Consider the following 21,663-nt stretch of genomic DNA (forward strand, 5'->3'; position numbering starts at 1 on the left):
AATATTGCTCGTAAAAAGGGCTAATTTTTCCATTATGGAAAGCCTTTTTTTTCATAACCGCAACGGAAAAGAGGTTTTTGGGGGCCCGGCGGCGGCGGTTTGCCCGCTTACTTTGCCCCGATGAGTACCCCCGCCGAATGGAGCGAATTGGCCGTGGCCCAGGTGCAGGGCCGCGCGCGCCTCGTGGCCAGCAAAAGCATCCAACCGCTCAAAATCCTCAACCCCGGCGCGGCCCACGCGGCCTGCCACGTGGTGCTGTCCAGCTACGGCGGTGGCCTAGTCGCCGGCGACGACCTACGCTTGCGCGTCCACGGCGGGGCCGGCACGCGCCTGTGCCTCAGCACCCAGGCCAACACCAAGGTGTTCAAGTCCATCGACGGGAAGTGGGCGGCGCAGCACTTCGCCGGCACCCTGGCGGCTGGGGCCCTAGCCGCCGTGCTGCCCGACCCCGTGGTGCCCCAGGCCGGCAGCCGCTACCGCCAAACCCAGCGCTGGGCCCTGGCCCCCGGGGCCCTGCTTTTATTGGCCGACTGGTGGGCCGCCGGCCGCACCGACCTCGGCGAGCGGTTTGCCTTCCAAAACTTCACGTCCGAAACGCGCATCAGCGTGGCCGGCCGGCCGTTGGTGCTCGACCGATTCCACTTTGACCCCGCCGAGCACATCGCCACCGCGCCCGCCAACTTCGACCGCTACGAAACCATGCTGACGGTGTACCTGGTGGGGGCCCCCGGGGAGCCGCGCTTCGCCGCGCTGGCCGGGGCCCTGCACGCCCTCAAAATGCCGGTGCAGGACGACCCGCACTTCCGCCTGGCCGGCCGCGCCTGCGTGGTGGCGGTGGCTCAGGCACGCCCCGGCGTGGTGGTGCTGCGCGCCCTGGCCTACCACCGGCAAGACGCGGATTTCATCTACCACCACCTGCTGCAAACGCTGGCGAAGGAAGAATTTCTGGGGTACAACCCGCTGGCGCGGAAGTATTGAACAGTCGCTGAACGGTTTGTAGCGCGGACTTTGTAGTCCGCGGCTTTAAACGGTCGCTGAGCGGTTATCGCAAGTATTAAACGGTGTAGCGTGGACGATGCGAGTCCGCGCGTCTGAACGTAGCTGAGTGATTATCGGTAGGACGAAGCGAGCGCTGCGGACTACAAAGTCCGCGCTACAGCCGCGCTACAGAACGTTTAGCGACCGTTCAACCGCGCGGACTCGCAGCGGCCACGCTACAGGGGGCGGCGCTCGGGGGTGACGGCGGCGAGGGCTCGCGCCTTGGCGGCGTGGATATGGCCAATAATCTCGTCCAGGCCAAAACCGTCCAGGGCCCTGGCGAATAAAAATGGGCCTTCGCCGCGCATCCGTTTTGAGTCGCGCTCCATCACGCCGAGGTCGGCGCGGATGAGGTCTTTGAGGTCGATTTTATTAATTATTAATAAATCGGATTGGGTGATGCCGGGGCCCCCTTTGCGCGGAATTTTGTCGCCGCCCGACACGTCGATGACGTAGATGGAGTAGTCCACTAATTCGCGGCTGAAGTGGGCGGCCAGGTTGTCGCCGCCACTTTCCACGAACAGGAAATCCAGGGCTGGGAATTTAGTCATTAGGCCTTCTAACGCGTCCATGTTCACCGAAATATCCTCGCGGATGGCGGCGTGGGGGCAGCCGCCGGTTTCGACGCCCACAATGCGCTCGGGCGTGAGGGCGCTGTGGCGGATGAGAAACTCGGCGTCTTCGCGGGTGAAAATGTCGTTCGTGACCACGCCCAACTCGAACTCGTTGCGCAGCCGCTCGCACAGCGCCTTGAGCAGCGCCGTTTTGCCCGTACCCACGGGGCCCCCAATGCCCACCGTGAAGGCCCGCTTGCGGAAGTCGCGGTAGCTGGGCAGCCGCCGCGTCTCGCGCGCCTGGAAGTCGCCGGGCGAGTCGTAGGCCTCATGGCTGTGGCCGTGGAGCAGCAGGGCGAGTTTGTCGACAAAAGCCATGTTCTTTTAAATGTGGGGAATGTGAAAATATGAGGGATGTGGAAATTAATCTAATGTAGAAAAGGTCGTCATGCTGAGCGCAGCGCAGCGGAGTCGAAGCATCTCTACTGCGGCAGCAATTCAATCGCTCAACGAAGCTGGAGAGATGCTTCGGGTCCGCTGCGCTGCGCTCAGCATGACGTTCCAGGATAAAAATGTCTATAATTAATTCTGAAACAGTCGGGAATAAATATCCTCGTGCAATACTTGTACAGTGTCAAGCATAAAAGTGGAGCGGGTGGCCTGGGTGTAATCGTGCTCAGCGTGGGCGGCTAATAGATGCTCGAATACGGCGTAGAAATCGTGTTGCAGCCGGTGGCCTTCCATGGGGCCCAAAAAGCCCAGGCGCACGGCCGCGCTGAGCTGGTCGCGCAGGGCCATGTGCAGGAATACGGCTTGTAAATCAGCTTTGGCGAATCCCGCCCGGCGTAGCGTGAGAGTGAAGCTGAGGGTGAAGTGCAAGGGGATTTCCTGGGCCCCAAACCAATTAATTAATTCTGCTAATTTGGCTTTGGGGTAAAACGTGGCTAATAGTTTCAGCCAGTTCTTACCTTGTACGATGCTGGCGCGGTGCAGCGTGGGTACCAGCAGCAGGGCGTCGTAGTCGGCAGCCATTTCGCGCATTTCGGCGGTGCCTTCGGGCAGGATGAAGCAGGAATTAATAAAGGGGATTTCCAGGCTGGCGACTTGCTGCAAGTAGGCGTAGAGGTAGTTGCGGAGCTTGAATGGTGTGTCAATTAACCCAAACGTGAGGCTGCTTTCCAGCCCGTAGGAATAGGCGAACGAGCCGGTGGGCAAGGCCGAATCGACGAGGTGCAGCAGGCGAACAAATTGAGCCAAGGAAATTGGAAATTAAAACCGGCAACAGACCGTCATGCTCATCTGGCGTCCGCGCAGCCGAAGTATCTCTACCGCTCGCTAATCTTAATTACTGCCGCGGGAGAGATGCTTCGGCTGCGCGGACGCCAGATGAGCATGACCGTTTTAATGATTCTAGAACAAATTATACAACTGCCCCAGCGGTAATTTCTCCGCTGGCTCGCAGGTCAAGTGCACGCCGTCCACCGTTACGCGGTAGGTTTCGGGGTCTACTTCGATGTTGGGTAGGTAGTCGTTCAGGGCCATGTCTTTCTTGCCGATATTACGGCAGTTTTTTACCCCTACTACTTGCTTGGTGAGGCCGTAGGTGGCCTGCACGTGCGCCACTGATGCCTTGGATACAAACACTATCGACGTGGGGCCCACGGCCTGGCCGTAGGAGCCGAACATGGGGCGCGAAAACGACGGCTGCGGCGTGGGGATGGACGCATTCGCGTCGCCCATTTGCGACTGCACGATGACGCCGCCCTTGATGATCATCTCGGCCCGCGAGCCGAAAAAGGCGGGTTTCCAGAGCACGAGGTCGGCCAGCTTGCCCAACTCGACGGAGCCGATTTCGTCGGCGAAGCCGTGGGCGCGAGCGGGGTTGATGGTGTACTTGGCCACGTAGCGGCGGGCGCGGAAGTTGTCGTGGCGGCCGGGCGCGTCCTCGGGCAGGGGGCCCCGCTGCTGGCGCATCTTGTGGGCCGTTTGCCAGGTGCGGGTGATGACCTCGCCCACCCGGCCCATGGCCTGCGAATCGGAGCTGATGATGCTCAGGCCCCCCATATCGTGCAGAATGTCTTCGGCAGCAATGGTTTCGCCGCGGATGCGGCTCTCGGCGAAGGCCACGTCTTCGGGGATGTTGCGGTCGAGGTGGTGGCACACCATGAGCATGTCGAGGTGCTCATCTAACGTATTGACCGTGAAGGGCCGCGTGGGGTTCGTGGACGAGGGCAACACGTTGGGCTCGCCGCAGATTTTGATGATGTCGGGGGCGTGGCCTCCCCCCGCACCCTCGGTGTGGTAGGCGTGGATGGTGCGGCCCTTGAAGGCGGCGGTGGAGTTTTCCACGAAGCCGCTCTCGTTCAGCGTGTCGGTGTGGATGCACACCTGCACGTCGTACTCGTCGGCGATGGCCAGGCACTGGTCGATGGCGGCGGGCGTGGTGCCCCAGTCCTCGTGCAGCTTGAAGCCCAGGGCCCCGGCCTCGGCTTGCTCGCGCAGGCCCTCGGGCTTGGACGTGTTGCCCTTGCCCAGGAAGCCGAAGTTGAGCGGGTAGGCCTCGGTGGCCTTCAGCATCATTTCGAGGTAGAACGCGCCCGGCGTGCAGGTGGTGGCCGTGGTGCCGGCCGCGGGCCCCGTGCCGCCGCCCACCATGGTGGTGATGCCCGCGGCCAGCGCCTCGGGGATCTGCTGGGGGCTGATGAAGTGGATGTGGCAGTCGATGGCCCCGGCGGTGAGGATAAGGCCCTCGCCGGCCACCACTTCGGTGGTCACGCCGGCCACCATGCCGGGCGTGACGCCGGGCATGATGTGCGGGTTGCCGGCCTTGCCGATGCCCACGATGCGCCCGGCTTTCACCCCCACGTCGGCCTTGTAGATGCCGGTGTAATCAAGCACCAGCGCGTTGGTAATGAGCAGGTCCAGCGCGTCGGCCTGGCCGATGCCGGCGGCCTGGCCCATGCCGTCGCGCAGCACCTTGCCGCCGCCAAACTTGCATTCCTCGCCGTACTGGCAATAATCGCGCTCGACCTCAATCAGCAGGTCGGTGTCGCCCAGGCGCACCCGGTCGCCCGTGGTGGGGCCATACATCTCAGCGTAAGCGCGGCGGGAGAAGAGGAGGGACATGGGTGATATTTACTTAATCTTGACCTAAAAAACTGAACTTCCCTGTCTTTTTATCTATGACACCTGTTTGAGTATTGTTGTAATTAATCCAAATGATTTCTTCATCCTCAACTTTGTTTCTTTTATTTTTTCGTTTACCACTCACATTGTTTTCGTAGGAGAAGTTTCTAAAATAAAAACGTGCAATTGTAGGCCTTTCAACACGATAAGGCTTCAATCCATTGTCTTTCCACGGATCAGTCTTCCATAATTGCTTGCCATTTATGTCAAAGGCAGTTATAAATACATGAGTTGTGTCAAGTATAAATCTTGTAAAATTTATTTTATCGATTAGTGTATCTGTTTCCGGACGCCCGTTTAATGCAGCATGTGCTATGTAGCGCGTGCGTTGGCCATAGCTTATGCTAAAAGCCAAACTAAAAAATATCGTAAGAACTAAACGGATAAGTTTCATTTTCTCTATTAATATTAGCTAATCGGATTTTTTTTGGTTCCTAATTTACCCAGCGCCGCTTCCCTTCCTCATCCAGCTTTCCGTCAATTCACCCGTTGCCGCCGTACACGATTCGCTCGCCGGCGAGGGGCCCTAGCGACACGTGCTTGCATTCGCCGGACGCGAACTTAAAAAGCAAAATCCATTTCCGCCAACTCGCGACCTACGGCGCGCACGCCTTCTAAAATCCGCCGCGTCTGGGTGGGGCTGGGCTTCTTGTTGCCGGAAACGTACTGGCTGAGCAGGCTTTGGGTCATGCCCAGGCGCTTGGCCAGCGCGGCGGCGTTGATGACTTTGTAGGCATCGAAAAACGATTTCAAATCATAGGTGATTTTCACGTCCCCGATGCCCACGGTGCGGCCCGTGTCGCTTAGGGCTAGGTTCAGCACCTCTACCATGTTGGCTTTTAGCTCCTCAAAGCTGGTTCCCACCGTGTAGGCCCCTTCGCCTTCGTTGTAGGCGCTGTAGCCGGTGGCAGTGCGCTCGACGATCATTTCATACTTTTTCATCAGTGCTGCTTTTGTTGGTGGCACATAGCCGGTAGAGTTCCGAGCTTTTCATCGCCGAACGCGGGTAGTCAGCGGGTCGGTGTCGCCCAGGCGCACCCGGTCGCCCGTGGTGGGGCCGTGCATTTCAGCGTAAGCGCGGCGGGAGAGGGGAAGGGACATGTAATCTAAATTTTACGGCTAATAATTATTGCAATTAATCCCTCTTGTAATAGATACGTTTACCAGTAGAATTTTCTCGCATGTTTACTTTTTCTGTTGCAAATAGCATCGCAAATATGGAATCGTTTAATAGCGCACGCGCAACAATAATTTCGCTGTACCACATGATTCGAGCACGCCCACAAAAAGCGGCAATTACAAATGCTATTACAATGCCTGCCCAGTCCCAGTGTCCATTAAAAGCAACTATTGCCGCAGCCATTATGCCGATTCCCCCAATAGCGTTTCCTGCTTCGGCGAAGCGCTTGGATATTGAGTTAATTATCAGAATACCAAACGCGACAAAGGCATACAACTTTAGTCCCTGTGTAATTGCCAATATGATTGAAATCCCAGCCATTAACCATGGCACTGCTGCCAGCCACCAATCAATTCGCTTTTCAGGTGCATTGGCAAGATAATTCCATGTACCAGTGTGATAATTTGCACCTAATCCAATACGTTTTTCTTGCTGCGCTTGAGCAATTTCTGAAACCGAACCAAAGCCAATGCTAGGAATTACAGCATCGGGGTCGATACCATATGTAATCAGTACGTCGCGTGCCACTTGGCGTTTTTGAGCTAATTCAATGTCATTCATATTTCAAGGATTAGGTATCCTGTAAAGCTAAAGCATGTTGTCCTTGATGAGTCTAAAGTTTCTCCAGGGCCGTTTCCTTCTTTCCCTCCTCGTCCAACCGCCCGTCAATCCACCCGTTGCCGCCGTACACGATTCGCTCGCCGGCGAGGGCTACTAGCGTGACGCGCTTGCGTTCGCCGGGCTCGAAGCGGACGGCCGTGCCGGCTGGGATGTGGAGGCGGAAGCCGTAGGCGGCGGCGCGGTCGAAGTGCAGGGCGGCGTTGGTTTCGAAGAAGGGGTAGTGCGAGCCGACTTGCACCGGCCGGTCGCCCATGTTTATCACTTCGAGGGCCACCGTGGGGCGGTTTTCGTTGAGGATGATGTCGCCGTCGGCCAGCAGGTATTCGCCGGGCTGGGCGTTGATGGTGGTGTCGGGGGCTCCCGCCCGGGGCGTGCGTGCGAGGCCCGAGCCGTAGAGGGCCAGGGCGGGGTCGCCGTGGTCGCGGCAGATGGGGTGGTGCACGGTCACGAGCTTGGTGCCGTCGGGAAAGGTGCCTTCCACCTGCACTTCGCCCACGAGGTCGGCCACGCCGGGCAGCACGTCGGCGAGGCCCAGCAGCTGCTTGCCTTTGTCCATGAGCACGGCCACCCGCTCGCCGTCGCGGATGAACTCGAGCAGCTGGGTGGCGATGAGGGCTACGGCCTCGGGGTAGTTCAGGCGCAGGCCGCGGGCGTAGCGCTTCTGGGCCACGAAGCCCGCCTGGTGCAGCACCAGCTTGTCGAGGTCTTTGGGGGCGAGGTGCATGGGGGTTTAGTGGAAAGCGGGGAATAAGGCCCCAAGGTGGTCATGAGAAATAATTGGTGGAACCCTCAGGCCGTCATGCTGAGCGAAGCCGAAGCATCTCTACTGCGCAAGTAACTCAATCGGCGCAACGAAGCGGGAGAGATGCTTCGACTCCGCTGCGCTGCGCTCAGCATGACGGCCTAATAATTCAATCCTCAAAACTTAACGTTTGAATACACCATCCAACCGCCGTACAGAATGCAGACTACCGACGAGAGCCAGACCGAGGTGCGGCGCAGGCGGCGGCTCAGGCGCATGCGTTGGGTGAAGGGGATGCTGAGCAGGCCCGCCACCCCGAACATGCCGGCCACCGAGCCCAGGCCGAACACTACGATGTAGAGCAGGCCCAGCCAGGGGTTGTGGATTTCGGTGAGCACCAGCACCACCAGGGCCCCGCTGCCGGCCAGCCCGTGCACCAGGCCCACGGCGAAGGCCCAGCCGTGGGCCGTGCGGTTCAAGCGCGGCGGCCGTTCGGCGTGCTCGGTGAAGAGGCGGTGCAGCGCCATGCCGATGAGCACCAGCCCCACCAGCGCCTCGAAGTAGCCCCAGTGGTGGAACGTGACGCGCCCCAGCAGCAGCACCGCCCCGATAATTGCCAGCATGAGCGTGTGCCCCAGGCCCCAAAACAGGCCGTCGCGCAGGGCGGGAGTGAGGGCGTCGCGCCGCGACACCATGTTGCTCACGGCCAGCACGTGGTCGGGCTCCAGGGCGTGGCCCAGGCCGGCCACCGAGGCAAATACAACGGGCAAGAGGCTTTCCATGCCGGGCACTAGCGCGGGGTGAGGCGGCAAGATAGGGGCCCCGGGGTAGTTTTGGGCAGGCCGGGCTGCCCGGTAATCGCAGGAGTTTATTGGCGGGCCGTTGTGCCGTTGTGGGGCCCCTGGCGCATCAATCATACCTGCCGCAGAGAGGAGCCTGTGACCGTCATGCAGCGCGCCGCGAAGCATCGTTACTGCGCGACTTCATAATTGCTGCTGTGAAAGAGATGCTTCGCGGCGCGCTGCATGACGGGCTTTTCGCTTGCAATCCGGCCTTTCTCAAACCCAGCTGGGGCCCCCAACGATTGCCGGGCGGCCCCCGCAAAAGTCGCCCACCCGGGTTGCGCCTGCCGCTGCCGCGCCGGGCGCAACCCCTTAAAATCGCCTTAAATTCGCGGCTGCTCCTAAACCATTAAGGGACCAATTAGGTACTGTCGCCAATGAAACGCCTCGCCGCCATCTTCTTAAGCTTGCTGATGCTGCTGGGAAGCTGCGTGCCCGAGAACGACTTGGGCGAGCTGGCCAAGCTGCCCGAGCTGGCGCGGCACTACCGCTTCCACCACTCGGCGGCGGGTGGCGGGCTCTCGCTGGGGCAGTTTTTGGTGGAGCACTACGGGGCGGGCAGCGCGCATTATTCAGGCTGCACCCTTTCGGCTCGCCACCGGCAAGACCACCACAACCTGCCCCTGCGCTGCCACCACGGCTGCGGCGCAGTAGCGTTTTTGGTGGCGCGGGGCCCGCACCTGGGCTGGGCGCCGCGGGTGCCGCGGCCGGTGCCGGGGCCCCAAGGTACTTGGGCCGTGCTGTACCGCTTTCAGCCCAGCGCCTCGCTGCTGCAACCGCCGCGAGCGTAGCGTGGCTGCTGCCCTGGGGTGCAGTGTGCCCGGTTGGGCCGGGTAGCCTGGGTATTGCGTAGTTTAATAAATTGAAAACTAGTGGTTTGGGTGTTGCGCGTATTCGGTGAATCCGCGTAAACCGTTCAACGCGCGGACTCGCCGAGCCTACGCTACGAGCGGCTGCACCGGGGCCCTGTTCCTGTATTTTTATGCTTGAAAAAATTATTGCTGCCAGCGTCCGCAACAAGCTGCTGGTGGCGCTCATGGTGCTGGCCCTCATTGCCTGGGGCGGTTTCTCGGCGGCCAACCTGCCGCTCGACGCCATTCCCGACGTCACCAACAACCAGGTGCAGGTCATCACCCAGAGCGACGCGCTGGCCGCCCAGGAGGTCGAGCAGCTCATCACGGTGCCGCTGGAACTGCAGCTGCGCACCGTGCCGGGCGTGACGGAAATCCGCTCCATCTCGCGCTTCGGGCTGTCGGTGATTACCGTCGTATTTCCCGACGACATGACCACCTACCAGACCCGGCAGCTGGTGGCCGAGAAGCTGAAATCGGCCGAAGCCGACCTGGCCGCCGGGGCCGGCAAGCCCACCATGGCGCCCATCACCACGGGCCTGGGCGAAATTTACCAGTACAGCATCCGGGTGCTGCCGGGCTACGAAAAGCAATTCCCGCTGGATAAGCTGCGCGACGTGCAGGACTGGATTGTGCGCCGCCAGCTGGCCGGGACCACCGGCGTGGTGGACGTGAGCAGCTTCGGCGGCTACCTGCGCCAGTACGAGGTGGCCGTGGACCCCGCCCGCCTGGCCTCCAACGACGTGACGGTGGCCGAGCTGTACGCGGCCTTGCAGGACAACAACGCCAACACCGGCGGCGCCTACATCGAGCGGGGCCCCAACGCCTACTTCATCCGGGGCGAGGGCCGGGCCAACTCGCTCGACGACGTGGGCGCCACCGTCATCAAGCAGGCTGCCGCCGGGGCCCCACTGCTGGTGCGCGACGTGGCCACCCTGCGCATGGGCCACGCCGTGCGCTACGGCGCCATGACGCGCAACGGCCAGGGCGAAACCGTAGGCGGCGTGGTGCTGATGCTAAAGGGCGCCAGCTCGGAGCAGACCATCAAGAACGTGAAGGTGAAGGTGGCCGAGATCCAGAAAACGCTGCCTAAGGGGCTGGTCATCACCCCGTTTTTGGACCGCACGAAGCTCATCGACAAGGCCATTGCCACCGTGGAGCACAACCTGGTGGAGGGCGGCGTGATTGTGCTGGTGGTGCTGCTGCTGCTGCTGGGCAACTGGCGCGCCGGGGTGCTCGTGGCCACCATGATTCCGCTGTGCATGCTGTTTGCGCTGGGCATGATGAGCCTGTTCGGCGTGTCGGCCAACCTGATGAGCCTGGGGGCCCTGGACTTCGGCCTCATCGTGGACGGGGCCGTGATTGTGGTGGAGGCCGTCATATTCCACCTCGTGCACCAGCGCGAGCAGGCCGCCCACGAAACCATGGACGACATGACCGAGGCGGCCGCCACGCGCCTCATGTCGTCGGCGCTGTTCGGGCAGCTCATCATCCTCATCGTGTACTTCCCCATCCTCTCGCTCACCGGCATCGAGGGAAAGATGTTCCGGCCGATGGCCCTCACCGTGAGCTTCGCCATCCTCGGGGCCATGATTTTGTGCCTCACCTACGTGCCGGCCGTTACGGCCTGGGCCCTGAAGAAGGACATCAAGGAGGAAGGCACCGTGGCCTACCGCATCATGAAGTTTCTGCACCGCGGCTACGACCCCATCATCCGTTGGGCCCTGGGGGCCCGGGTGGTGGTGGTGGGCGCGGCGGTGGCGCTGCTGGTAGGGGCGGGCTTTATTTTCTCGCGGATGGGCGGCGAGTTCATCCCGCAGCTCGACGAGGGCGACATTGCCCTGAACGTGACGCTGGCCCCCGGCTCGTCGCTCAGCCAAACCGTGGCCACCAACACCCGCGTGCAGCAGATTTTGAAGGCCAAGTTCCCGGAGATTGAGCAGATTGTGGGCAAGAGCGGCACCTCGGAAATTCCCACCGACCCGATGTCGCTGGAGGACAGCGACGAGATGGTCATCCTCAAAGACCACAGCCTCTGGACTTCGGCCAGCACCCGCGAGGAGCTGGCCAATAAGATGCAGGCCGCCCTGGCCGGCATCCCCGGCGTGAGCATGGAGTTCCAGCAGCCCATCCAGATGCGCTTCAACGAGCTGATTTCGGGCGTGAAGTCCGACGTGAGCATCAAGATTTACGGCGACGACCTGGGCGTGCTCTACGACAAGGCCAACGAGGCCGCCGGCCTCATCCGCCCGCTGGCCGGCGTGGGCGACCTGAAGGTGGAGCAAATTGCGGCCCTGCCCCAGATGCGCGTGACCTACAACCGCCAGAAGCTGGCCCAGTACGGCGTTAAAGTCAGCGACTTGAATACGATCCTGCGCGCGTCTTTCGCCGGCGACGTGGCGGGCCAGGTGTACGAGGGCGAGCGGCGCTACGACCTGGTGATGCGCCTCGACAGCACCCACCGCCAGGGCCTGGCCAACCTGCAAGACCTGTACGTGGACACGCCCGGCGGCCAGAAAATCCCGCTCGACGAGCTGGCCACTGTGGCCTTCCGCAACGCGCCCATTCAGATTTCGCGCGACGACGCCCGCCGCCGCATCAACATCGGCATCAACGTGCGCGGCCGTGACGTGCAGAGCCTGGTGCAGGAAATCCAGGGCAAGCTTGGCCAGGGCCTCAAGCTGCCCCCCGGCTACACCATCACCTACGGCGGCCAGTTCGAGAACCTGAACCACGCCATCGAGCGCCTTAAAATAGCCGTACCGGTGTCGCTGCTGCTCATTTTCCTGCTGCTCTACCTCTCGTTCCGGTCCATCAAGCAGGCGCTGCTGATTTTCACGGGCGTGCCGCTGGCCACTATTGGCGGCATTGTGGCGCTGTGGCTGCGCGGCATGCCGTTTAGTATTTCGGCGGGCGTAGGCTTCATTGCCCTGTTTGGGGTGGCGGTGCTCAACGGCATCGTGCTGCTGGCCAGCCTCAACGAGCTGGCGGCCGAGGGCGTGGCCTCCGTGCGCGACCGGATTCTGCGGGCCACCGAGGAGCGGTTCCGGCCGGTTATCCTCACGGCCAGCGTGGCCTCGCTGGGCTTCCTGCCGATGGCCCTGAGCACCTCGGCCGGCGCCGAAGTGCAGAAGCCGCTGGCCACGGTGGTCATCGGGGGCCTCATTTCGGCCACCTTGCTCACGCTGGTGGTGCTGCCGGTGCTCTACGGCCTCTTCACCAAAGACGGTGAGCCCAACCCCCGCGACGCCGCCAAGGCCGCCGAAGACGCCAAGCACGCCGCCGAGAAAGGGGAGGAGCCCAGCCAGGGCCCCGGCGCCCCGGCCCCCGACGGCCAAGGCCCCACCCATAGCCCCGCGCCGGCCAAGAAGCCCGCGGTAGCCGTGGCCACCGCCCTGCTGCTGGCGCTGCTGGGGGCCCTAAGCCACCCGGCGCAGGCCCAAAACACGCTGGGCTCGACGGCCGGCCAGCCCCTGAACCTGAGCGGGGCCCTGCAAGCGGCCGGGGTCCAAAACCAGTCGCTGCAAACCGCCGGCCTGCAGACCCAGCAGCAGCGCGCCCTGGTGCGCACCGGCCTGGAGGCCCCGCGCACCATCGTCGATTTTCAGCTCGGCCAGATTTCGGGGCCCCTGCGGGACCACACGTTCAACGTCATCCAGCAGGCGGCTTTCCCCGGCGTGTACCTCGCGCAGCGCAAGCTGCTGCAAGGCCAAAGCGTGACGGCCGAGCAGCAGGCCCGCCTGAGCCAGCGCGCGCTGGTGCAGTCCATCCGCAGCAATTACTACGGCCTGCTGGTGAGCTACCGCCGGGTGGCCCTGCTGCGCCGCCAGGACAGCCTGTACCGCCGCGCCGCCCACGCCGCCCTCATCCGCTACAAAGTGGGCGAAACCAACCGCCTCGAACAAGTGGCGGCCGAGGCCCGCGCCCGCGAGCTGGAAAACCGCCTGCTCACCGCCCTCTCCGACCTGGAGGTGCAGCGGGCGCAGCTGGGCCAGCTGCTGGGCAGCCCCGCCCCGGCCGCCATCGACACCACCGACGCGCTGGTGGCCCCGCTCACTGCTACCGATACGGCGGCCCTCTCGCCCGAGAGCAACCCCACATTGGGCCTGCTGCGCCAGCAAATAGCCGTGAGCCAACTGCAAACGCGGGTGGACCAACTGCGCCGCCTGCCCGACGTGCGGGCCGGCTACTTCCAGCAAACCCTCCGGCCCGAGTACCAGGCCCTGAGCGTGGTGCAGCTGGGCCTGGCCATCCCGCTGTTGGGCGGCGCGGGCCGGGCGCGGGTGGCCGCCGCCCGCCTCGGCGAGCAGGTGGCCACCGGCCAGCTCAGCTACGCCACCAGCCAGCTCGGCACCCAGCTGCGCACGCTGCGCTTGCAGCTGCGGCGGGCCCGCGCCTCGCTCGACTACTACGAGCGCACGGCCCTGCCCCAGGCCCGGCTCATCCTCGACACGGCCGAAAAGAGCTTCCGCGCCGGCGACATTGACTACGTTGCCTACGTGGTGAACACCGACCCCGCCTGGCAAATCCAAACCAACTACCTCGACCAGGCCCAGCGCTACAACGACCTGGTGGTGAGCGTGCAGGCCCTGACGGGTACGGATATTCCCACGGCAAAATAATGTAGAACGGAGTGTCACTCCGACTTTATTGAACGTTATGCTGAGCGCAGCGGAGCGGAGTCGAAGCATCTCTACTGCGCCCCTAATCAGGATTACTGCCACGGGAAAGGTGCTTCGGCTGCGCGGACGCCAGATGAGCATGACGGCCTGACGGGGGCCCCCAAGCCGCCGTCCTTTATTTAAAATCTGACCACAACAAAATGCCTTTTAACTTCAAACTTTACCCCGCGCTGGGGGCCCTGGCGCTGCTCACAGCCTGCGGCTCAAAGTCCGGCGACGCCGCTAAGAAGGACGCGCCCGCCCAGGCCGCCGCGCCGGCCGCCCCCGCCAACCCCGATCAGGTAAGCGTGAGCCCCGCCCAGGAGCAGGCCGCCGGCATCACTTTCGGCACCTTCGAGCGCCAGAACATGACCACCGAAGTGCAGGCCAACGGCTCGGTGGAAGTGCCGCCCCAAAACCGCGTGTCCATCACGGCCGTGCTGGGCGGCTACGTGCAAACCGTGCTGGTGCTGCCCGGCGAGCGGGTGCGGGCCGGGGCCCCGGTGGCCACCCTGCGCTCGCCCGAGTACCTCACCATGCAGGAAACCTACCTCCAGAGCAAGGCCAAGGTGCGCTTCCTGGCCGAAGACCTGGAGCGCCAGCGCGTCCTCGACGTGGAAGACGTGGGCGCCAAGCGCAAGCTGCAAATGGCCCGCTCCGATTATGCTTCCGAACAGGCCACGCTGCGCGCCACGGCGGCCCAACTGCGGCTGCTGGGTATCTCGGTGGCTCACCTCGACGCCACGGGCCAGATTGTGCAGAGTGTGCCGCTCACCTCGCCCATCTCGGGCTACGTGAAGGCCGTCAACATCAACCCCGGCCAGTACGTGGGGCCCCAGGATATATTGGTAGAGGTGCTGAACCGCGACGACTTGCACCTGGAGCTCAAGGTGTTCGAGAAGGACGTGGCCCAGGTGAAAGTCGGCCAGAAGATTCTGTTCAAGGTGCAGAATACCGGGCGCATTGAAGAGCTAACGGCCCGCGTGTTTCTGGTGGGCAAGGCCTTCGACGACAACGCCCGCACCGTGCGCGTGCACGCCCACCTCGAGCCCGAGCGCACCGACCTGCTGCCCGGCCAGTTCGTGGCCGCCCGCATCCAAACCGCCGGGGCCCGCGCGCGCACCCTGCCCGAGGGGGCCCTCATCCAGGCCGGCGAGCTGAGCTACATCTTCCGCGCCGTGGGCAAAGATTCGGGCCGCACCGTGTTCCGCCGCGTGAAGGTGCGCGCCGGCCTGCCCCAGCACGGCGACGTGGCCGTGACCGTGCTCGACCCGCTGCCCGACACCACCAAGCTGGTGCGCAAAGGCGCGTACTTCCTCGACGCCGAGCTACGAAAAGGCGAAGGCGGCGACTAAATGAGCCCCGGAAGGCATATTTTGGCTCTGGCTAACATGTCTTTGTGGAAAGTTGCCGACGGCCCTGCGCCCCGTTGATTTTATTATGATTAAGGATTCAGCGCTTCATATAAAGTACCATTAAATTGCTCTATTATTGCCATGCTTAATCCTTTCTTTCTTCCATGAGCAACTTTGCCTACTTAGCGCCGGCCAGCCTACTCTGGCTGTGCATTATCAGCCAATCGGCACACGCCCAGGCCCCCACCGCTGCCCAGGCGGCCACTGCGGCCGTTTCGAGCACCACCAGGGCCGCTACTACCGCTCAGCCAGCGGGGCCGGCTACGCTTAAAGTTGGGGCCCTGGTGGTGCTCGAAACGGCCGTTCCGCTTTCGTCCAAAGACGCCAAGATGGGCCAATCCATCGGGCTGCGGGTGAAGTACGACGTGATGGTAGACGGCCGCGTTGTCATCAAGGCCGGGGCCCCCGGCTCGGGGCAAGTCGTGGAGGCCCAGCACCACAAGGGCGTGGGCAAACAGGGCATACTAGCCGTTCGGCCCAGCGCGGTGCAGGCCGTCGACGGCCAGTTGGTACCGCTGACTGGCGCCGTCGTCAGCACGGCCGGCAGCGGCACCGCCGGCTCCGCCATTGGCCTGGCCGTTGTCGTCAGCCCCTTGTTCTTGCTGCACAAAGGCAAAGAAGCCGACATTCCGGCCGGCTACGAATTGCAGGCCAACGTCGGTTCCGAAACCCTGGTTAAGTAAAGTGGGCCCCCGCGGCGCAGCACGCCGCGGGGACCCTGTGCAGCCATCGGCTGCCGCAATGACTAGTCGTCCAGGCCGCGGCGGTGGAAGCGGGCCCAGTTGGGGTCGTAGCCGCTGTTGCCGAACAGGTACAGCATGATGGCCCGGGAGTAGCGGAACACCAGCGGCGTGGCCACCAGCGTAAGGGCGGCCACCATGGATACGTACACCCACGTATCGGGGTCGCCGGCCAGGAAGTAGAGGGCGATGCCGACGGCAAAGAAAATGCCCACCGCGAAGCCGAAGCTGATGTACATGGCCCCGAAATAAAACCCCGGCTCGGGCTCGTAGCTCAGCCCGCACACGGGGCAGGCGGCGGGCATGTCGGTGAACTTGGTGAGGCTGGTGGCGGGGTGCGAAAACAGGGCCCCCTCGTGGCAGCGCGGGCAGCGCAGGCCCAGCAGCGCCAGGGTGGAGGAGGTGGGCGCGGGTTCGGTTTCGGGTTCCATGAGTAGAGCGGCGGAGAGGGGCGTAAAAGTAGGGCCCCGGGAGGCGGGGCGGCCACGTTCGGGGCGAGGGCGGTAGTTTTGGGCATGATGCCTTCCTCCGCACCCATCCGCACCGGCCTGTTGGCTTACGGCATGTCGGGCAAGCTGTTTCACGCGCCCTTCCTTGCCGCCCACCCCGGCTTCGAGCTACACGCCGTAGTAGAGCGCCACGACGCCCGCATGGCCGCCGACTACCCCGGCACCCGCAGCTACCCCAGCGTGGCCGAATTCCTGGCCGACCCCGCCCTCGAGTTGGTCATCGTCAACACCCCCAGCGGCCTGCACGTCGAACAGGCCCGCCAGGCCCTGCTGGCCGGCAAGCACGTGCTAGTTGAAAAGCCCGTGGCCGCCACCGCCGCCGAGTGGCAGGCCCTGGCGGCCCTGGCCCAGCAGCAGGGCCGCCACCTGCTGGCCTACCAAAACCGCCGCTGGGACACCGACTTCGGCGCCGTGCGCCGCGTGGTGGAAAGCGGCCAGCTCGGCCAGCTGATCGAGGCCCACTTCCGCTACGACCGCTACAAGATGGCCCTGAACGCCAAGCCCTTCAAGGAAACGCCCGGCCCGGCCGTGGGCCTGGCCTACGACCTGGGGCCCCACCTCGTCGACCAAGCCGTGGCCCTGTTTGGGCAGCCGCTGGGCGTGCGCAAGGTGCAGGGCCACTTCCGGCCCGGCGGGCGGGTCGACGATTTTTTTAGCTTTCACCTGCGCTACCCCGCCGGCCTGAACGTGTGGCTGACGGCGGGCCTGCTGGTGGCTGCTCCCGGCCCGGCCTACGTGCTGCACGGCACCCTGGGCAGCTACCAAAAAGGCCGCACCGACCCCCAGGAGGCCCAGCTGCTGGCCGGCCTGCGCCCCACCGACCCCGCCTACGGCCACGAGCTGCCCGGCAGCGACGGCCACCTCACCCTCGCTGGCCCCCACGGGGCCCTGAGCACGCAGCCCGACCCAGCCCCTTCCGGAAACTATTTGGGCCTGTTCGACGCTGTGGCCCAAACCATCCGCCACGGCCAGCCCTACCCGGTGCGCGCCGAAGAAGTGGCCTGGCAGATGGAAATTCTGGAACAACCAGCCGAGGCGTAACAGCTGGCTATTTTGCTTTAGTAGTAACTCGCCAGGTCCTTCTCATCTGGCGTCCGCGCAGCCGAAGCAGTTCTCCCGCTGACTAATCGTTGATTACTTACACGGGAGAGCTGCTTCGGCTGTGCGGACGCCAGATAAGCATGACGTTCTTATAACTTTATATCTACAGGATTATCAAACAGCTATTTTACCTGTTTTGCCTGCTGCTGGGGCCCCTGGGGGCCCGTGCCCAAGCCCCGGCCGATACGGTGCGCCGGCCCCGCACCGTGGCCCTCGACACGGTGGCGGTGGCCCCGCAGGCCGTGGACACGCAGGGCTGGCTGCTGCTCGACCCCGACATCCGGGGGGAGTTGGGCGGGGCGGTGGCCAACCTCTACAACTTCAAGTTCGACCGCGCCGAGCGGCAGTTTCGGTCGCTGCGCCGGCGCTACCCGCACCACCCCATGCCCTACTTTTTGCTGGGCCTGAACGTGTGGTGGAAGATGATGCCCAGCAACTTCACCGACCCGAAGTACGACCGGCTGTTTCTGGCCTACATGGACACGACCATTGCCCAGGCCAAGCGCCGCTACGACGCCGACGACAAGGACTATGAAGCGTGCTTTTTCCTGTCGGCGGCCTACGGGTTCGAGGCGCGGCTGTTCGGCGAGCGTAGCTCCTTCGCCAAGGCCAGCCTGTACAGCAAGCGGGCCCTCAACTACCTGGAGCGCAGCCGCGAAGCCAACGGCCTCAGCCCCGAGTTTCTGCTCGGCCAGGGCCTGTTCAACTACTACGCCGACCTCATCAGCGAGGCGCACCCCTGGCTCAAGCCCGTCCTGGTATTTTTCCCGAAGGGCAACCGTATGCTGGGCCTCCAGCAGGTGCGCACCGTGGCCACCGAGGGCTTCTACACCCGCACCGAGGCCAAGATCCAACTCATTGACATGCTGGAAAGCACGCGCGAGAAAAACCCCGCCGGGGCCCTGCAAATCTGCGCGGGCCTGATGGCCGAATTCCCCGACAATGCCTACGTGCAGCGCGAGTACGCCAAGCTGTGCTTCGTGACGGGCAACATCGGGCCAGGCGAGGCCGTGAGCCGCCAGCTGCTCGACAAAATCAACCAGGGCCTGCCCGGCTACGAGGCCACCAGCGGGCGCTACGCAGCCTACTACCTTGGCTACTACAACCAGTTTATCTACCACAACCTGGTGGCCGCCAAAGACTACTACCTGCGCTGCATCGTCTTTGCCGAAATCAGCAGCCAGACCCAGCAGCGCTACTACGCTTACGCCAACGGCAACCTGGCCAAAATAGCCGTTCAGGAGCACGACGCCGCCGCCGCCCGCCGCTATTACCAAGCCATACTCGACCACGCCGACCACAGCCTGCCCCTGCGCGCCGAAGCCCAGCAATACTTCAAGCCGCGCAAAAAGAAATAGCGCGGTCTTTCAACACGCTTTAGGCCGTCATGCTGAGCGCAGTTGAAGCATATCTACCGCTCACTAAACCATTGAATACTGCCGCAGTAGAGATGCTTCGGCTGCGCTCAGCATGACCGGGTTATTAACCAACCTGCACGCCCCGGTGTCCCCTGGGGCCCTACTGCTGCGCCTGCTGCAACAGCCGCACGATGAGGCCCGTCCAGCCGGTTTGATGGCTGGCGCCGAGGCCCTTGCCGTTGTCGCCGTCGAAGTATTCGTGGAAGAGCAGGTAGTTCTTGAAGTGCGGGTCGGTTTGCAGCAGCGCGGCTTGGGCGAAGGCCGGGCGGCGGCCGTCGGGGCCCCGCAGCAGCAGGCCGGCGAGGCGCTCGGCCAGGGCGGCGGCCACTTGGTGCAGGTTCAGCTCGTGGCCCGAGCCGGTGGGGTACTCGATTTTGAACGAGTCGCCGTAGTAGAAGTGGAACCGCTGCAACGACTCGATGATGAGGTAGTTGACCGGGAACCAGATGGGGCCCCGCCAGTTCGAGTTGCCGCCGAACATATCGGAGTCGGACTCGCCGGCCACGTAGGCCACCGTGAAGGCGTTGTCGGCGGTGTGGTACTGGTAGGGCGCGGCCAGGTGGTGGCGCGAGAGCGAGCGGATGCCGTAATCGGCCAGGAATTCCTGCTCGTCGAGCATGCGCGTGAGCACGTGGCGCAGGCGGGTGCGGCGCAGCAGGCTGAGGCGGTGGCGGGTGGCCTGGCCGGGCTCCTGCAACTGGCCCACGAGGGCGGCCAAATGGGGGCGGTGGTTGAGGAGCCACGTGGCCCGGGCCATAAAGTGCGGCGCGGCCGCCAGCAGCTCGTCGTCCAGTACTTCCACGGCAAACAGCGGAATCAGGCCCACCATCGAGCGGATGCGCAAGCTGGTGCGCGAGTCGTCGGGGGCGTGCAGCACGTCGTAGTAAAAGTTGTCCTGCTCGTCCCAAAGGTTGAGTTCGCCGCCGCCGCCGCGCGTCATGGCGTCGGCGATGTAGAGGAAATGCTCGAAGAACTTGCTGGCCATGTCCTGGTACACGGGGTTGGTTTGGGCCAGCTCCAGGGCCATGCGCATCAGGTTGAGGGCGAACATGGCCATCCAGCTGGTGCCGTCGCTCTGCTCCATTTTGCCGCCGGTGGGCAGCGGCGAGCTGCGGTCGAACACCCCAATGTTGTCCATCCCCAAAAAGCCGCCCTCAAAAATGTTGCGCTCGTCGCGGTCCTTGCGGTTCACCCACCAGGTAAACGTCATCACCAGCTTCTGGAACACGGCCTCCAGAAAGGCGCGGTCGCCCTGGCCGCCGTTCAGCTTTTTGTCCATCTGGTACACGCGCCAGGTGGCCCAGGCGTGCACCGGCGGGTTCACGTCCTCGAATTTCCACTCGTAGGCCGGCATCTGGCCGTTGGGGTGCAGGTAGCCGTCCTGGCAGAGCAGGCGCAGCTGGCTCTTGGCAAATTCGGCGTCCACCGCCGCCAGCGGCAGGCAATGAAAGGCCAGGTCCCAGGCCGCGTACCAGGGGTATTCCCATTTGTCGGGCATCGACACCAGGTCGGCGTTGTGCAGGTGGCGCCAGGTGGCGTTGCGGCCCGCGCGCCGCGCCGCGGGCAGCGGGGCCCCGGGGTGGGCGGGGTCGCCGTCGAGCCACTGGGCCACGTCGTAGTAGTAGAACTGCTTGCTCCAGAGCATGCCGGCGTAGGCCTGGCGCTGCACGTTGCGGGCGTCGGCGCCGGTCAATCCTTCCTGAAGGCAGTCGTAGAACACGTCGGCTTCCTGTCGGCGGGCGGCAAATACGGCATCGAAATCGGCAAATGGGGCCCCCAGCTCGGCCTGGCTGAGGCGCAGGCGCATGGTGTGGGGTTGGCCCGGGGCCACGGTGGCGGTGTAGCAGGCGGCGGCCTTGGTGCCGCGCCGGGCGGGGTTCACGGCGTCGTCGTCGCCCTCCACCACGTAGCGGTTGATGCCATCTTTGTAGTACGCGCCGGTGGCGGGGTTGTAGTTGGGGGCCCCGGCGTGGTCGGCCCCGGGCTCCGTTTCGGGCCGCGTGTCGTTGTCGCAAAACAGTAGGGCGGCGGGGCCGTCGCAGTACAGCTGGTAGCGGCCCAGGGTGGGGTGCTCGGCGCGCACCGTGCCGGCGGGGCCGGCGGCCAGGGTAGGGCGGGCGTCGTCGTAGCCCCAGGCCCAGGTGTTGCGGAACCAGAGCTGCGGCAGGATGGCCAGCGGCGCGGCCTGGGGCCCCCGGTTGTGGGCCGTGATGGAAATAAGCAGGTCGTCGGGCCCCGCCTTGGCGTACTCGATGAACACGTCGAAGTAGCGCCCGTCGTCGAAAATGCCGGTGTCGAGCAGCTCATATTCGGGTTCCTGACGGCTGCGGGCGGCGTTTTCCTGGCGCAGCTGTTCGTAGGGAAACGCGGCCTGCGGGTACTTGTACAGCATGCGCATGTAGGAGTGCGTGGGCGTGCTGTCGAGGTAATAGTAGACCTCCTTCACGTCCTCGCCGTGGTTGCCCTCGCCGTTGGTGAGGCCAAACAGGCGCTCCTTGAGCTGGTCATCCTGCCCGTTCCACAGGCCCACGGCGAAGCACAGGTGCTGCTGGTCGTCGGAGATGCCGCCGAGGCCTTCCTCGCCCCAGCGGTAGGCGTAGGCGCGGGCGCGCTCGTGGGTGATGTGACCCCAGGCGTTGCCGTCGGGGCTGTAGTCTTCGCGCACCGTACCCCACTGGCGCTCAGTGAGGTAGGGGCCAAATTTCTTCCAGGGGGCTGTTTTCGCGGTGGCCGCGGCGAGGCGTCGTTGTTCTTCCATGTGGGCGGGCGCAGGGGCGGGGCAAGGGGCCCCGCCGGGTGGCGCGT

The 21,663-nt window shown here is 63.8% G+C and carries 18 protein-coding genes; 7 read left to right on the forward strand and 11 right to left on the reverse strand.

The genetic code is table 11. From position 1 onward, the window contains the following. Positions 1-120 precede the first annotated feature (120 nt). A complete protein-coding gene (locus AXW84_RS06970) occupies positions 121-978 on the forward strand; it encodes an urease accessory protein UreD (protein ID WP_068230541.1) in 858 nt (285 codons plus the stop codon). A gap of 236 nt (positions 979-1,214) precedes the next feature. Here the strand turns inward: AXW84_RS06970 and ureG are convergent, their stop codons facing one another. The 9 genes from ureG to AXW84_RS07000 form a co-directional block, all read right to left on the reverse strand. Next, entirely contained in the window at positions 1,215-1,970 is a 756-nt protein-coding gene (gene ureG / locus AXW84_RS06975; protein WP_068230544.1) for an urease accessory protein UreG, read from the reverse strand. A gap of 204 nt (positions 1,971-2,174) precedes the next feature. After that, positions 2,175-2,849, reverse strand: coding sequence for an urease accessory protein UreF (locus AXW84_RS06980; RefSeq protein WP_068230547.1), 675 nt, complete (start codon positions 2,847-2,849; stop codon positions 2,175-2,177). A 153-nt stretch (positions 2,850-3,002) separates the two neighbouring features. Then, complete coding sequence (gene ureC, locus AXW84_RS06985; protein WP_068230550.1) at positions 3,003-4,718, reverse strand: urease subunit alpha; 1,716 nt, start codon at positions 4,716-4,718, stop codon at positions 3,003-3,005. A gap of 13 nt (positions 4,719-4,731) precedes the next feature. Further along, positions 4,732-5,172, reverse strand: a complete 441-nt coding sequence (locus AXW84_RS24605) for a hypothetical protein (protein ID WP_157886867.1) — start codon at positions 5,170-5,172, stop codon at positions 4,732-4,734. 167 nt (positions 5,173-5,339) lie between these two features. Then, on the reverse strand, positions 5,340-5,720 hold the full coding sequence (locus tag AXW84_RS06990) for a helix-turn-helix domain-containing protein (protein WP_068230552.1): 381 nt from the start codon (positions 5,718-5,720) through the stop codon (positions 5,340-5,342). A 48-nt stretch (positions 5,721-5,768) separates the two neighbouring features. Next, positions 5,769-5,879: a hypothetical protein gene (locus AXW84_RS23110; protein ID WP_071891089.1), complete on the reverse strand. Its 111-nt coding sequence runs from the start codon at positions 5,877-5,879 to the stop codon at positions 5,769-5,771. 34 nt (positions 5,880-5,913) lie between these two features. After that, positions 5,914-6,519, reverse strand: a complete 606-nt coding sequence (locus AXW84_RS24610; RefSeq protein ID WP_157886868.1) for a hypothetical protein — start codon at positions 6,517-6,519, stop codon at positions 5,914-5,916. Positions 6,520-6,571: 52 nt separating this feature from the next. Further along, positions 6,572-7,303 carry an urease subunit beta gene (locus tag AXW84_RS06995; protein WP_068230555.1) on the reverse strand — a complete coding sequence of 244 codons (732 nt, stop codon included), beginning with the start codon at positions 7,301-7,303 and terminating at the stop codon, positions 6,572-6,574. Positions 7,304-7,497: 194 nt separating this feature from the next. Beyond that, positions 7,498-8,103 (reverse strand): hypothetical protein, encoded by a 606-nt coding sequence (locus tag AXW84_RS07000; RefSeq protein ID WP_068230559.1) that lies wholly within the window; start codon positions 8,101-8,103, stop codon positions 7,498-7,500. A 437-nt stretch (positions 8,104-8,540) separates the two neighbouring features. Between AXW84_RS07000 and AXW84_RS07010 the strand changes: the two genes are divergently transcribed. From AXW84_RS07010 to AXW84_RS07025, 4 genes are all read left to right on the forward strand, one after another. Beyond that, positions 8,541-8,954 carry a hypothetical protein gene (locus AXW84_RS07010; protein WP_068230566.1) on the forward strand — a complete coding sequence of 138 codons (414 nt, stop codon included), beginning with the start codon at positions 8,541-8,543 and terminating at the stop codon, positions 8,952-8,954. A gap of 191 nt (positions 8,955-9,145) precedes the next feature. Continuing rightward, positions 9,146-13,636, forward strand: a complete 4,491-nt coding sequence (locus AXW84_RS07015; protein ID WP_068230573.1) for a CusA/CzcA family heavy metal efflux RND transporter — start codon at positions 9,146-9,148, stop codon at positions 13,634-13,636. Positions 13,637-13,836: 200 nt separating this feature from the next. Continuing rightward, positions 13,837-15,030: an efflux RND transporter periplasmic adaptor subunit gene (locus AXW84_RS07020; protein ID WP_068230576.1), complete on the forward strand. Its 1,194-nt coding sequence runs from the start codon at positions 13,837-13,839 to the stop codon at positions 15,028-15,030. Between the two features lie 164 nt (positions 15,031-15,194). Further along, a complete protein-coding gene (locus AXW84_RS07025) occupies positions 15,195-15,773 on the forward strand; it encodes a hypothetical protein (protein WP_068230580.1) in 579 nt (192 codons plus the stop codon). Between the two features lie 62 nt (positions 15,774-15,835). On the opposite strand, the gene AXW84_RS07030 is transcribed toward AXW84_RS07025, so the two are convergent. Next, entirely contained in the window at positions 15,836-16,261 is a 426-nt protein-coding gene (locus AXW84_RS07030) for a DUF983 domain-containing protein (RefSeq protein WP_236943269.1), read from the reverse strand. Positions 16,262-16,345: 84 nt separating this feature from the next. Here AXW84_RS07030 and AXW84_RS07035 point away from each other — a divergent pair, with 84 nt between their 5' ends. After that, a complete protein-coding gene (locus AXW84_RS07035) occupies positions 16,346-17,380 on the forward strand; it encodes a Gfo/Idh/MocA family oxidoreductase (RefSeq protein WP_236943270.1) in 1,035 nt (344 codons plus the stop codon). Between the two features lie 248 nt (positions 17,381-17,628). Next, entirely contained in the window at positions 17,629-18,798 is a 1,170-nt protein-coding gene (locus AXW84_RS07040; protein ID WP_236943271.1) for a tol-pal system protein YbgF, read from the forward strand. A gap of 160 nt (positions 18,799-18,958) precedes the next feature. On the opposite strand, the gene AXW84_RS07045 is transcribed toward AXW84_RS07040, so the two are convergent. After that, positions 18,959-21,616, reverse strand: a complete 2,658-nt coding sequence (locus tag AXW84_RS07045; protein WP_068230586.1) for an MGH1-like glycoside hydrolase domain-containing protein — start codon at positions 21,614-21,616, stop codon at positions 18,959-18,961. Between the last annotated feature and the right edge of the window lie 47 nt (positions 21,617-21,663).

It is taken from the genome of Hymenobacter sp. PAMC 26628, from assembly GCF_001562275.1.
In the GTDB taxonomy this organism is placed as follows: domain Bacteria; phylum Bacteroidota; class Bacteroidia; order Cytophagales; family Hymenobacteraceae; genus Hymenobacter.

What these genes read in the sequence shown, in the direction of transcription:
- AXW84_RS07045 (WP_068230586.1), bottom strand. Translation starts at nt 21,616, where the DNA reads ATGGAAGAACAACGACGCCTCGCCGCGGCCACCGCGAAAACAGCCCCC.
- ureG (WP_068230544.1), bottom strand. Translation starts at nt 1,970, where the DNA reads ATGGCTTTTGTCGACAAACTCGCCCTGCTGCTCCACGGCCACAGCCAT.
- AXW84_RS07035 (WP_236943270.1), top strand. Translation starts at nt 16,346, where the DNA reads ATGATGCCTTCCTCCGCACCCATCCGCACCGGCCTGTTGGCTTACGGC.
- AXW84_RS24605 (WP_157886867.1), bottom strand. Translation starts at nt 5,172, where the DNA reads ATGAAACTTATCCGTTTAGTTCTTACGATATTTTTTAGTTTGGCTTTT.
- AXW84_RS07020 (WP_068230576.1), top strand. Translation starts at nt 13,837, where the DNA reads ATGCCTTTTAACTTCAAACTTTACCCCGCGCTGGGGGCCCTGGCGCTG.
- AXW84_RS07030 (WP_236943269.1), bottom strand. Translation starts at nt 16,261, where the DNA reads ATGGAACCCGAAACCGAACCCGCGCCCACCTCCTCCACCCTGGCGCTG.
- AXW84_RS06970 (WP_068230541.1), top strand. Translation starts at nt 121, where the DNA reads ATGAGTACCCCCGCCGAATGGAGCGAATTGGCCGTGGCCCAGGTGCAG.
- AXW84_RS07000 (WP_068230559.1), bottom strand. Translation starts at nt 8,103, where the DNA reads ATGGAAAGCCTCTTGCCCGTTGTATTTGCCTCGGTGGCCGGCCTGGGC.
- AXW84_RS07010 (WP_068230566.1), top strand. Translation starts at nt 8,541, where the DNA reads ATGAAACGCCTCGCCGCCATCTTCTTAAGCTTGCTGATGCTGCTGGGA.
- AXW84_RS24610 (WP_157886868.1), bottom strand. Translation starts at nt 6,519, where the DNA reads ATGAATGACATTGAATTAGCTCAAAAACGCCAAGTGGCACGCGACGTA.
- AXW84_RS23110 (WP_071891089.1), bottom strand. Translation starts at nt 5,879, where the DNA reads ATGTCCCTTCCCCTCTCCCGCCGCGCTTACGCTGAAATGCACGGCCCC.
- ureC (WP_068230550.1), bottom strand. Translation starts at nt 4,718, where the DNA reads ATGTCCCTCCTCTTCTCCCGCCGCGCTTACGCTGAGATGTATGGCCCC.
- AXW84_RS07015 (WP_068230573.1), top strand. Translation starts at nt 9,146, where the DNA reads ATGCTTGAAAAAATTATTGCTGCCAGCGTCCGCAACAAGCTGCTGGTG.
- AXW84_RS07025 (WP_068230580.1), top strand. Translation starts at nt 15,195, where the DNA reads ATGAGCAACTTTGCCTACTTAGCGCCGGCCAGCCTACTCTGGCTGTGC.
- AXW84_RS06990 (WP_068230552.1), bottom strand. Translation starts at nt 5,720, where the DNA reads ATGAAAAAGTATGAAATGATCGTCGAGCGCACTGCCACCGGCTACAGC.
- AXW84_RS06995 (WP_068230555.1), bottom strand. Translation starts at nt 7,303, where the DNA reads ATGCACCTCGCCCCCAAAGACCTCGACAAGCTGGTGCTGCACCAGGCG.